The organism is Pseudoalteromonas sp. SWN29 (assembly GCF_015864465.1).
Classification (GTDB): domain Bacteria; phylum Pseudomonadota; class Gammaproteobacteria; order Enterobacterales; family Alteromonadaceae; genus Pseudoalteromonas.
The window spans coordinates 33,955-45,236 of the sequence record NZ_JADYXE010000044.1; the positions used below are offsets into that span (position 1 = coordinate 33,955).

10 protein-coding genes are annotated in these 11,282 nt (G+C 39.1%); 3 read left to right on the forward strand and 7 right to left on the reverse strand.

Annotated features, from left to right (window positions below; genetic code table 11):
• Nucleotides 1-84: 84 nt before the first annotated feature.
• Both I6F53_RS15780 and zigA read right to left on the reverse strand, forming a co-directional pair.
• On the reverse strand, nucleotides 85-774 hold the full coding sequence (locus I6F53_RS15780; protein WP_197240210.1) for a DUF1826 domain-containing protein: 690 nt from the start codon (nucleotides 772-774) through the stop codon (nucleotides 85-87).
• Nucleotides 771-1,973 (reverse strand): zinc metallochaperone GTPase ZigA, encoded by a 1,203-nt coding sequence (zigA, locus tag I6F53_RS15785; RefSeq protein WP_197240211.1) that lies wholly within the window; start codon nucleotides 1,971-1,973, stop codon nucleotides 771-773. Before zigA ends, I6F53_RS15780 begins: the two co-directional genes overlap by 4 nt.
• Before the next feature lie 234 nt (nucleotides 1,974-2,207).
• On the opposite strand from zigA, the gene I6F53_RS15790 reads away from it, so the two are divergent.
• Nucleotides 2,208-4,343 carry a TonB-dependent siderophore receptor gene (locus I6F53_RS15790; protein ID WP_197240212.1) on the forward strand — a complete coding sequence of 712 codons (2,136 nt, stop codon included), beginning with the start codon at nucleotides 2,208-2,210 and terminating at the stop codon, nucleotides 4,341-4,343.
• A 33-nt stretch (nucleotides 4,344-4,376) separates the two neighbouring features.
• On the opposite strand, the gene I6F53_RS15795 is transcribed toward I6F53_RS15790, so the two are convergent.
• The 5 genes from I6F53_RS15795 to I6F53_RS15815 form a co-directional block, all read right to left on the reverse strand.
• Entirely contained in the window at nucleotides 4,377-5,471 is a 1,095-nt protein-coding gene (locus I6F53_RS15795) for a mechanosensitive ion channel family protein (protein WP_197240213.1), read from the reverse strand.
• Between the two features lie 96 nt (nucleotides 5,472-5,567).
• Nucleotides 5,568-5,969 carry a DUF6691 family protein gene (locus tag I6F53_RS15800; RefSeq protein WP_165740904.1) on the reverse strand — a complete coding sequence of 134 codons (402 nt, stop codon included), beginning with the start codon at nucleotides 5,967-5,969 and terminating at the stop codon, nucleotides 5,568-5,570.
• Nucleotides 5,970-5,972: 3 nt separating this feature from the next.
• On the reverse strand, nucleotides 5,973-6,386 hold the full coding sequence (locus I6F53_RS15805) for a YeeE/YedE family protein (protein WP_165740903.1): 414 nt from the start codon (nucleotides 6,384-6,386) through the stop codon (nucleotides 5,973-5,975).
• 3 nt (nucleotides 6,387-6,389) lie between these two features.
• Nucleotides 6,390-7,649: an OmpP1/FadL family transporter gene (locus I6F53_RS15810; RefSeq protein ID WP_197240214.1), complete on the reverse strand. Its 1,260-nt coding sequence runs from the start codon at nucleotides 7,647-7,649 to the stop codon at nucleotides 6,390-6,392.
• 240 nt (nucleotides 7,650-7,889) lie between these two features.
• A complete protein-coding gene (locus tag I6F53_RS15815; protein ID WP_197240215.1) occupies nucleotides 7,890-9,314 on the reverse strand; it encodes a sugar porter family MFS transporter in 1,425 nt (474 codons plus the stop codon).
• Nucleotides 9,315-9,740: 426 nt separating this feature from the next.
• On the opposite strand from I6F53_RS15815, the gene I6F53_RS15820 reads away from it, so the two are divergent.
• Complete coding sequence (locus tag I6F53_RS15820; RefSeq protein WP_197240216.1) at nucleotides 9,741-10,364, forward strand: hypothetical protein; 624 nt, start codon at nucleotides 9,741-9,743, stop codon at nucleotides 10,362-10,364.
• A gap of 295 nt (nucleotides 10,365-10,659) precedes the next feature.
• On the forward strand, nucleotides 10,660-11,097 hold the full coding sequence (locus I6F53_RS15825; protein ID WP_197240217.1) for a hypothetical protein: 438 nt from the start codon (nucleotides 10,660-10,662) through the stop codon (nucleotides 11,095-11,097).
• Nucleotides 11,098-11,282: the final 185 nt, after the last annotated feature.

Genomic DNA, 11,282 nt, shown 5'->3' on the forward strand with positions numbered 1-11,282 from the left:
TATGACGTTTTATAGTAATATTTTATGTTTGCTTAACGTTATAAGAGGATATTGCTAAGGCAACACCTTCTTATAAAAAATATATTAAATAAAATCTAGGGTTAGTAATAAGCGTTGCTCTTTTGCAGCTACCGGTGGTGAGCGGTGCACTAAACCTGCACCTTCGTTGTCATCCCAGTACTCTCCTTTAAGCAGGACAACATCACCTTCTGTTAGCTGGTTAATATTACTTAAGCTTTTAAATAAGCCAGACTCTTCATCTGGTTTACCTAAATTACCAGTACCTAGCTTTGAGCGGTTTACATCGCTGTGATTTAACCACTGCGTAGCAACACCTTGATAGGTTGTAACTAATCGGCACGGAATTTTGTCTACGTGAAAGCGCGGACACATGGGTTTATCTAGCACTTTTAGTCTTAAACCTGCGCGCTTTAAATCAAATAGGCAGCAAAACATTTCAACAAGTAGGGCAATATCTTCACAAAGTGTATTAACCTCATCACGGTTATTATCTTCTGGCTTCAGTGCCTTTATTAACTGATCAAAAGCGTCATCGGGCGATACAGCAAGTTCTAATGGTTTTAACGCGCTGGTGGCAATGAGTGTATTAACTGCTTTTGTTAGTTTTTCGGCTGCGCTTCTTTGCCAAATAACAATGTTGGTATCTTCGTTATAAATTTGCGGAAGTACATTAGCATTAGTGCTTTGAGCCGCTTTACGCAATAGCTGCATTGTAGCTGGCGTAGAGTGAGTTAAAGGGGCTAGTGCGTTCATAATTCTTCCTCCCAAATAGGAAACGGGTCGTTATAGGTTCTCCAAAAGTCCTTACCTTTAAGTACGGCATCTTCTGATAATAAGCAGTCATCAAGAGCCTCAATCATCGCTTGTTGATTCAAAGATTGACCAATAAACACAAGCTCTTGGCGCATATCACCAAAGGGTTCTACCCATTTACTGTTTATATCGGCTAGCAATTCGGGCTCTGTAGGCCACTCTTTTTGAGGGATGGCTTTAAAAAACATGCCAGCAAATCCGTAGTGAGCAATACCGCCTGCTTGGCTCCATTGCCCGCAAAATAAAGGCCGAGTAGCCAGCCAAAAGTAACCTTTTGAGCGAATAAGCTTGCCATATTGTTCGGTACTGTGAAGAAAGTTATAAAATTTTTCAGGATCAAATGGGCGGCGCGCCGTATAGTTAAAGCTGCTAATACCATACTCTTCGGTCTCGGGAATATGTTCACCGCGCATTTCTTTAAGCCAGCCTGGAGCTTGTTGTGCTCGCTCAAAATTAAACAGGCCGGTGTTTAGCACTTCATTAATATTAATATTGCCGTTTGATATAGGAATAATTTTAGCTTGAGTATTAAGCGTATTTAAAATGGCAGTAAGTCGATTTAATTCATCGTTTGTAATTAAATCAGTTTTACTAATTAAAATAACATCGGCAAATTCAACCTGATCAACAAGTAGGCCAGCGACGCTTCGCTCGTCGTCTTCTCCTAACGATTCGCCAGTGTCTTGTAGATCGTTTGCTTGTTCGTAATCGTTTAAAAAGTTAACCGCATCAACTACCGTTACCATGGTATCAAGGGTGGCAACATCACCAAGTGAAATACCGTTTTCATCAGTAAAGGTAAATGTTTCGGCAACCGGGAGGGGCTCAGATATACCCGTAGATTCAATGACGAGGTAATCAAAGCGACCCTCTTTTGCAAGTTTGCCAACTTCAACAAGTAAGTCCTCTCGTAGAGTGCAGCAAATACAGCCATTACTCATTTCAACGAGTTTTTCGTCGCTGTGACTTAGCGATACAGCACTTTTAATTGTGGCGGCATCGATATTTATATCGCTCATATCATTAACTATAACGGCGACTTTTTTACCTTGCCTGTTATTAAGGATATGGCTGAGCACGGTTGTTTTACCAGCGCCTAAAAAACCAGATAACACTGTGACGGGCAGTTTATTTATCATTTTAGAGTCTTGCTAAATTACATTTTTCATTATGTTATACCATATCAATTTGGTGTGCTAGTTATGTTAGTCACTTTATTACTTATTTATGTAGTAACTCATCAAGTAACTCACTGTTTTAAGTGTTATTCGTTCTAAAATTAAGAAGTGTTAAAGTTCAATTTCGTTGATCTTAAAAATGATAAGAGTTATCATTTAGCTTGTTAACTACTTACACTCCTCTCAGGAATTATCATGTTTAACCCTAGCTATTTGGCATTGAGTATTGCCGCGTCTTTATCTGCTTTTCCTCATTTGGCACTTGCCGAGCAAAATAAAGACATTGAAAAAATTGAAGTAACAGGCCGCGCCCAGCAATTTTACCTAGAAACCGAAAGTAAGATTGGTACTAAAACCAATTTAGATCTTATTAAGCTTCCTCAGTCTGCTCAGGTTTTAACAGAGCAGCTTATAATTGACCAAGCAGCCCGCGACATTACCGATTTGTACCGATCTATTGCGGGAGTGAGCGAATATAGCTACTCAGGCGTAACTTTTCGTGGTTTTAGAGATGACGCAAATGTATTTTACGATGGTGTGCGTGGCGACCCATATTCGGGCTTTGGTGTACCGCAGTTATTTAATGTAGAACGTGTTGAAGTATTAAAAGGGCCTGCCTCTGCTTTGTATGGCGGTGGCGAACCTGGTGGGATGATTAATTACGTAACTAAAAAGCCAAGCTACACACAAAAACGCGAATTAAAGCTTACTTTGGGTAATTACAACACCCGTGGTGCATCACTCGATATGACGGGTGGTTTAAACGATACAATGGCTTATAGATTGGGTGGTTATTATGAAGAGCAAGACAGCTTTCGTAACAATGCAGACTCAGCTAATACCGAGCTAACAGGCGGATTGTTATTTGATTTAAGTGATTCAACAACCTTAACCACAAGTGTTGACTACATAAAACAAGACCTGGGCGGTAACCGCTTACGGGGCGTACCGGTAGATGACAACGGCAACTTTTTAGTTGACCCAAGTTATAACGCTAATGAAGCGGTTGATTATCAAAATATGGAAGCTTTGGTGCTTCAAGCAGAACTTAGCCATTATTTTAATGATGATTTTTCTTTAAGTACTACGTTTCGCTACATGGATAACGAGCGAGACCAAGCCTACCATGAGTCGCAAAGCTGGGTAGATGTAAATGGTGATGGCGAAGCAAACATTGATGACGAAACCATCAAACGAGAATACCGTAAGCAATTTCGTGCCAATAAAGAAGCAAGCTTAACCACCGACTTTGTTTATAACTTTGGACAAGGACAATTAACCCATCAGTTTTTATTTGGTGGTGATTACCACACCGTTGATACCGAATATGACTACTTACGTGCCCGATATGAGGCCGATGGCGTCGCTAATTTAAATATTTTTAATTTAAACTACGGTGAAACCGACCCAAGCACTTATAACCTTACCGACATGAACCGCGATGGCGTTGATACCGACCGATTTGGTGTGTATGCACAAGACGTAATTAGCGTAGGCGAGCAGTGGACAATTATTGCAGGTTTGCGCTATGACCATTTTAAAGAGTTTAATCAAGAAACTGGTTTTAGTTACTCAGATAACGACATAACGCCGCGCGTTGCTGTTACTTATCAGCCAGTAGAAAACACATCGGTATATATTAACTACTCAGAGAGCTTTAACCCTACATCGTCAGCCGACCAAGAAGATGTAGAGGGCGAAGGTAATTTAGAACCAGAAACCGGCAAGCAAACCGAACTGGGTATGAAAAACCAATGGCTTGACGGCAAAATAATGAGCACCTTTGCAATTTACCAAATTAATAAAGAAAACGTGGTAATGAGCAACCCTGACGATACTGGCGCGGGGGATGGCATTGCTGCACTTTTAAATATAGGTGAAGTAGAAAGCCGAGGATTTGAAACAACTTTAGTTGGCGATTTGTCGCAGCACTGGACCGTAACGGCTAACTACGCGTACAACGATACGCAAGTGGTAGACGGCGTAACGGGTGATACGCTTTCAAATACATTTGGAGATGGTTCGCGCTTTGCTAATGCACCACGCCACCAGGCAGGTTTATGGACTCGCTACGCACTGGATTCGATTGATTCATCAATTGCCTTTGGTGCAAATTACGTAAGTGAGCAACTTAGTACAAGTGGTCAAAAAGTAAAACCATTTACCGTATTTGATATGAGCTGGACGAGTCGCTTTGATAACGTGTTATTGAGTGTAAATATTAATAATCTGTTTGATAAAGAATATGCTGTAAGTGGGTTTAGTGAGCGGAACGGCCACTTTCCTGGCAGCCCTCGTGAAATTATTGGGCAAATAACTTACAAGTTTTAATACTTATTAGCGCGAGAGTTACTCGCGCTTTTTTTAAGTGTTGCCTTGCACCTTTTTATCACTATTAAATTTAGCTGCTTCTTGAGTCGTGTTAATAGCCGTAATAGGGAAGGGGATTACAATACCTTCTTTTTTATAGCGTTTATGCAGGGCTTTTATAAAAGCAGATTTAACCCAAAAGCGATTAAAGTATTCTTTTGCGCGCAGCATAACCGTAAAGTTAATACTTGATCTGTCAAAGGTATGAAAAACCACAAAGGTATTGTAATCATCAACACCCCATTCGTGTGAAATAAGTATTTCACGAGCCACTTCAAGTGTTACTTGCTCAACAAATTCTAAATCTGAATCGTAATGCACGCTTATATCAACAGGCACGCTTAGCTCTTTTTCAGGGTAAAAGTAATTAATAATACGCGACTTAGATAATTGGCTATTAGGTATAATAATCATATTGTTGGGTAGCATTTTAACCCATGTAGATCGCCAGCCTATATGATCAACAAAGCCTTGCTCCTTAGATTCAAGCTCAATAAAATCACCCACCCTCATAGGTTTATCTATTACTAGCTGCACGCCAGAAAAAAAGTTTTCGAGGGTAGGTTGCAAAGCAAGGGCAACAGCCAGTGATGTAATTCCTAACGAGGCAATAATAGGCGTAATAGAAATACCTAACGTGCCCATTAACACCAGTAATCCTACTGACGATAATGTAACGCGTATCACGCCTTTAATTATGCTTTTGGAATTAAAAACCACGGCAGATTGTTCGCCATAGTAATTAATAGTGCCAATAATAAAGCGGTCTAAAAACATAATAAGTGCAAGCAGCGCTAATACAATATTAATGCTATTAAAAGGGATCTGTTGAGAAATAGAAGTACTAATAATGAAGGTGTCGTGCTCTAAAATGGTGAGTAGCACAATAATTGTGCACAGTGTTAGCGGCTTAGATATTGACTCTATTAGTAAAGTATCGAATATAAATTTGGTTTTTGAAGTCCATTTTTTTAGCCAGTACATTACAAAAAAACGAATTAAAAACAGTAGTATAGCTATAAGTAAAAGGGAGGACGCTGCGCTTAACCAAGGTGTGCTGTTAGAAAATTCCAGCGCTTTATCTAGCATAACTTAAACCTGTTCAATATAGTTTTATATATATTGCAGCAAGTTATGTACCTTTGTTTGGGTAAAGTAGCTGCCGAGTTTAGTCGGCAGCAAATATTATACTTTTTTGGCTAACCACATACCGCCTAGCACGGCTGCAAAAAACAATAAAAACTCCATTTTAAGAGACACTAATTGAACCAAGCCCGGGCCTGGGCATATGCCACTTAAACCCCATCCTAAACCAAAAAGTACTGAGCCAATAATTAAGCGCGAATCAACTTTTTTTAAATCACTTAAATTAAATGTGCCTGAAATAAGTGGCTTCTCTTTTTTTGCAACCCATAACCATGTAAGCATCATTATTAGCATGGCAACAGCCATCACTATAATTAAGCTTGCGTCCCATTGGTTCCCGTAGGTAAGAAAGTTAATCACTTTAGCGGGGTTTGTCATCCCGCTAATAATAAGTCCTAAGCCAAATATAAAGCCTATAACAACCATCATAATTGCTTTCATTATTTATCCTACAAGGTTTGCTGTAATGAAGGCGACAAGCATAAATGTGCATGTTGCAACCCAAGAGCGAGTAGAAAAGCGCGACATGCCGCACACACCATGGCCACTTGTGCACCCATTAGCTAAAGTTGTACCAGCGCCAACTAAAAGCCCCGCAACAATAATAAGCCAAGGCGGCAACTGTAATTCGCCCTCTAATAAAGAAGGCGCAAATACCCTTACAGCTACACCTGCCAACAACAATCCTAAAATAAAGTATAACTGCCAACGCGAGCCCGAATTTGCTTTAGCAAATACAGATTTAACAATGCCTGATATACCCGCAATTTTTCCGTATAAAACAAGTAATAACGTACACGCTATACCTATTAATGCACCGCCTATTGCAGCCGATACTGGGGTGAATTCTGTTACCATTTTTTAAATTTCCCAAACAATAGAAACACCTAAACCGGTTTGTTTCATTTCGATTGATATTTGCTGATTTGGCGCTAAATAGTTAGCACCCGTTACTTTTTTAGCTGGCGAATAAAAAGCCATAGCGTTTAATTGTACCTTGTTGGTAAAAGAATGGCTAAAGCCCGTTGTAAAATGCCACTCCTGAACGCCCGGCGCTAAAATATTTAATATAACTTGCGACGAAGGAATAGGTTGCTCGGTGTAAGACACCCCAAAACGAATCTTTTGTTGCGATGTACGCTGCCACTGATAGCCAAGCTTATAAATAGTCATATCGTTCCAGCCAAATCCAGCACCTGCGTTAGCTCCTAAAGGCGCTGACATCAAGTTATCAACTGGGTTTGAAATACTTTTTACTTCGCTGTAATTTATTTTTTGCCAATCAAATACCACCTGATTACTAGGTGTAAGTTTATAAGCTGCACCAATTTGAAACGAACTTGGCAGATCAAATCCGCCTTGCTCTGCAAACAAACCTTTATAGCTATCAAACTCTTCCATCGACACTGATGAGCGGTAACTTGCGCCTAAACTAAGCGATGAGTTAATTGCATGGCTTATCCCTAATTGAACACCAAACCCCGTACTTGTATCAGTACCATTATTAGTAAGCGCTTCTGGTGACTGCGAAAAAGGAGCAAAGTTTCCAAGCCCTTGCGCTTCAAATTGTTGGACTACGTAAATAGGGGATACACCAAGGCGTGTTTGTTCATTCAACTTATAGCTTACTGTTGGGCTTATAAAGAGCTGCTTTAAATCAACGCCTGCCGTACCACCATAAAAGGTTCCTTCAGGAGCAGACTCTGCGCCGTACTCGGTATTCATACCGCCATTGCCATACACTAATAAGCCAATATTTACTTTTTCATTTAATTGGTGGCCAATAGCAAATTCTGGAATGGCGAATACGGAGTTGTCGCTTTTTTGTGTTTTTGCTTCAAGATAAAATGCGCCAGGGTAAAAAGTATCTACTTTCGATGCAGTGTATTTTCGCTCAGGTGAAAAAAGCTCTAAGCCCAGAGATAGCTGTGTTCCGTTTGGCAAAAAAGTAGCAGGATTATTAGCGCCAGACATTAACTCTTCTGAAAGGGCAACACCTGCGCCAGCCATGCCTTTGTGGGTCATGCCATAGCCGTGAGTAAAATAACCATTAGTAGCAAATGCACTGAACGAACCTAACGCACACGTTAAAGCTAAGCCTGATATTAACTGTTTTTTCATTTTAGTAGACACATAAAGTTGGAATGGGCGGACAATAGCTAATTTTTGATATTCTAAAAAGGAATTTAAATAGATTAGTTATAATAAAAGGTAATAGAGCATTGGCTATAAAGTTAAAATAAATGAGCAAAGATTGCTATTTAACCTTTAGGTTATTTATACAGGGAGTCCATATAAGACCCTAGATAACGCTGCTTTATACAAAGGCAAAGCGGCGACTAATATCACCGCTTTTTAAAATCACATAGATTCGAGCGTTTTACCGCGCGTTTCTTTAATGTATTTAACAACAAAAAAGATGCTTATAAGTGCTGATAACGCATAAAAGCCATAAGCACCGGCAAGGCCTATATTGGCAAGCATAATAGGGAAGGTCATGGTGATTGCAAAGTTAGCAATCCACTGGGCACTGGCAGCAACGGCAAGCGCTGCACCACGAATACGGTTATTAAACATTTCGCCTAATAACACCCATACAATTGGGCCCCAACTTAAGCCAAAAAATACCACAAATAAATTAGCCATAATAAGTGCAAACGTACCCATGTTATCGCTAAGCGCAAGCTTGCCTGCTTCATCAAGGCCTGCGCTACCAAATATATAAGTAAGTGCGCTTAAACTAATAAACATACCAATACTGCCCACTAGCAACAGTGGTTTACGGCCAACTTTGTCAACTAACGCAATGGCAATAAAGGTCGATACAATATTGGTAGTGCCTGCGAGCACGTTTATAAATAACGATTGCGACTCATCAAACCCAGCGGCTTGCCAAAGCTCAGAGCCGTAATAAAACACCACGTTAATACCCACAAATTGCTGAAACACACTCAGCGCCACACCTACCCAAACAATTGGGTGTACTTTTTTACTGCCATCAATAAATAAATCACGAATACTTGGCTTTGTATCGCTATGCAAGGAGCGTTTAACATCGCTTATTTGCGCATCAACATTGTCGTTCGAAATTTTACTAAATACCGCTTTGGCATCGTTTATTTTACCTTGCGCCACTAAATAACGAGGCGACTCCGGAATAAACAACACACCGACTAAAAATAGTACAGCAGGCACAAGCTCTGCCCAAAACATCCAGCGCCAAGCGGCTATATCAAGCATTAAAATATTTTGCGCGCTGCCTGCTGCATCAGCTATTAAATAGTTACTTAAAAACGCAGCAAACAAACCCAGTACAATAGCGAGTTGTTGTAGTGTCGCTAAACGACCACGTAGTGCGGGTGGTGCAACTTCAGCAATGTAAGCTGGCGCCAATACCGATGCAGCACCAATACCTAAACCACCAAATAAGCGGTAAAAAATAAACTCCGCAGAGCTTTCGCTAATACCCGACCCAAACGCACTAATGGCAAAAATAATCGCAGTGATGATCATAATTGCACGGCGGCCAAACTTATCAGCTAGCGGCCCTGCAGCAAGTGCACCTAAGGCACAACCAAGTAACACAGACGCTACATTAAAGCCCGTAGCCACACTGCTAGAATTAAATGCATTACCCAGCGCCGATACCGTACCGTTAATAACGCCCGAGTCAAAACCAAATAAAAAGCCACCAATAGCAGCCACTGCAGAGATAAATATTACGTAAAAAAGAGAGGTGTTTTCAGCTGTGTTGGCTGAATGAGTAGGCGATGTGTGTGTTGTCATTATATGCCCTGAAATATAAATTAAATATAAAGGAGCATAATATCGTAAAGCGCTATGGCTGAATACATTTGTGCGGGTATAACGGGGTTGGTGAGTATAAATTGAGGCATTCTTAAAAGCTTTAATTTGAAGGTATTAGCTTAAAGGCTTTAGTTTAAATACTTTAAAACTAGGTAACCAATTTTTAAATAACACAGACTGAATTTTAATAAACAATGTGCTTTATATGGAAAGTGCCTCTTGGAACAATATTACTGATCTGTACCTTTAGGTGTGTTTTTGCAGTTACATAAACTGATATGAGGTTTAGTAATTGTTTACATGTGGTTATTTGGTGGTTAAGGTTAATAGATTATAAAATAGGAACATTTGTCTGTCTAAAGCGACAGATGTTTTAGACTAAGTTGTTAGGTATCAGGAGGTAGAGTGCAGAAATCTGAACAGGTATCGCCATACTTCTTGTATGATTTAGAGCGATTTCGAATTTTTGTCGAATTATCAGATCGACATTGGGAAGAGGAATCAATCAAATACAATGAATCAGATATAGAAACGGATGAAAGGACTTGCTGGGATAGATACCGATATCGGAGTGATCTTAGTGCTCACTTTCAGGAAATATTCCCTCAATATCAAAAACAATCATACTTACTTATGCTGGTATCTTTATTTGAAGATTACTTAAATCAATTATGCAACAGTCTGCATTTTGAAAATGATTTTTGCTGTAGTTTAAAAGAATATAATGGTTCTGGGATTGAAAGGGCAAAAAGATATTTAGTAAAAATTGCAAAAATTAGTGTCCCAACGGAAATAAAGAGCTGGAATCAAATAATTGATGCTCGTGATATTAGAAATATTGTAGCTCATAACGCAGGGTATTTAGATAAAGAAAGTCATAAAAAACAACTGAAAATAGTTAATAAAAGTCCAAATTTAGATGCTGAAGAATACGCAAGAGTTCACCTCAATATCAAACAGGCGTACTTGTTTGAGGTAATTGAAGCTATGGAAAATGTAGCTAATATACTCTGGCGTAGCACTAAATGAAAATACCTAAAAACGCATTTAAATTAAATAAAACAGTGGGTTAAATTCCGCTTCGTAGTATAATCTACAATTTTAACCCGCTTAATGCGGCGTTGAGGCTGTAGAATTACTCAGAAGTGGAAAGTAACGGATAATTTTTGTGTTCATACAGCCCGTAAAATTCACTTCCTAATAGATTATTCCCTCAGATTTTACGTAGCAACGCAATTTGAGGCTAAATTTTTAATAAATTCTGAGGCTATTTTTTCTAAAATAGAAATTCTACAGGCTCGTTAACAATATAAGGAGAGTCGCGTTGGATTCTGATTATATGCTTCAAATTGGAGATGAGATCGGTATTGTCAAAGATAACCCGCGTTTACTTGTTATTGTATCTCATGCTTTTGTTGAAATGATGGTGAAAACCTTATCTGATCACTATATGCCAAATGTGGTTTTAAAAAATCATTATCAAAGGTTACAAAAGTTAAAAAAAGAAGAGAAAATTGATGAATTCCAATTTCTTCTTTATGACTGGTTTCGCGATCTAAGAAATGACGCCGCTCACACTCCAATATTTAGGTTATTAGACGAACATTTTGTACCGCTTAATGGCATAGTTAAAAGTAGAGATCTTAAAGCGGAACACTTTCATCGGTTTTCGCTCTCATTAATATCAGAATTATGGAACAAAAATTTAGAAATACTTGGCCCTATATATTTAAGTAAATATTGCGAACAAGCACATAAGTGAAGGCTCTAGAATTACTCTAAAGTGGAAAGTGTCGGATGATTTTTGTATACATACAGCCCGTAAAATCACTTTCTAATGGACTATTCCCTCAGGTTTCACGTTTAATTAGTAAGCGTCTAGCAAAGTGCACCTGCCAGTAACTCGTCAAACCGATTAAGCTATTTCTGAATTTCAATTAGGAGATA

Bases quoted from the DNA above. Each gene is read 5' to 3' on its own strand.
- I6F53_RS15810 (WP_197240214.1), bottom strand. From the start codon at position 7,649: ATGAAAAAACAGTTAATATCAGGCTTAGCTTTAACGTGTGCGTTAGGT.
- I6F53_RS15815 (WP_197240215.1), bottom strand. From the start codon at position 9,314: ATGACAACACACACATCGCCTACTCATTCAGCCAACACAGCTGAAAAC.
- I6F53_RS15780 (WP_197240210.1), bottom strand. From the start codon at position 774: ATGAACGCACTAGCCCCTTTAACTCACTCTACGCCAGCTACAATGCAG.
- I6F53_RS15805 (WP_165740903.1), bottom strand. From the start codon at position 6,386: ATGGTAACAGAATTCACCCCAGTATCGGCTGCAATAGGCGGTGCATTA.
- I6F53_RS15795 (WP_197240213.1), bottom strand. From the start codon at position 5,471: ATGCTAGATAAAGCGCTGGAATTTTCTAACAGCACACCTTGGTTAAGC.
- I6F53_RS15800 (WP_165740904.1), bottom strand. From the start codon at position 5,969: ATGAAAGCAATTATGATGGTTGTTATAGGCTTTATATTTGGCTTAGGA.
- zigA (WP_197240211.1), bottom strand. From the start codon at position 1,973: ATGATAAATAAACTGCCCGTCACAGTGTTATCTGGTTTTTTAGGCGCT.
- I6F53_RS15790 (WP_197240212.1), top strand. From the start codon at position 2,208: ATGTTTAACCCTAGCTATTTGGCATTGAGTATTGCCGCGTCTTTATCT.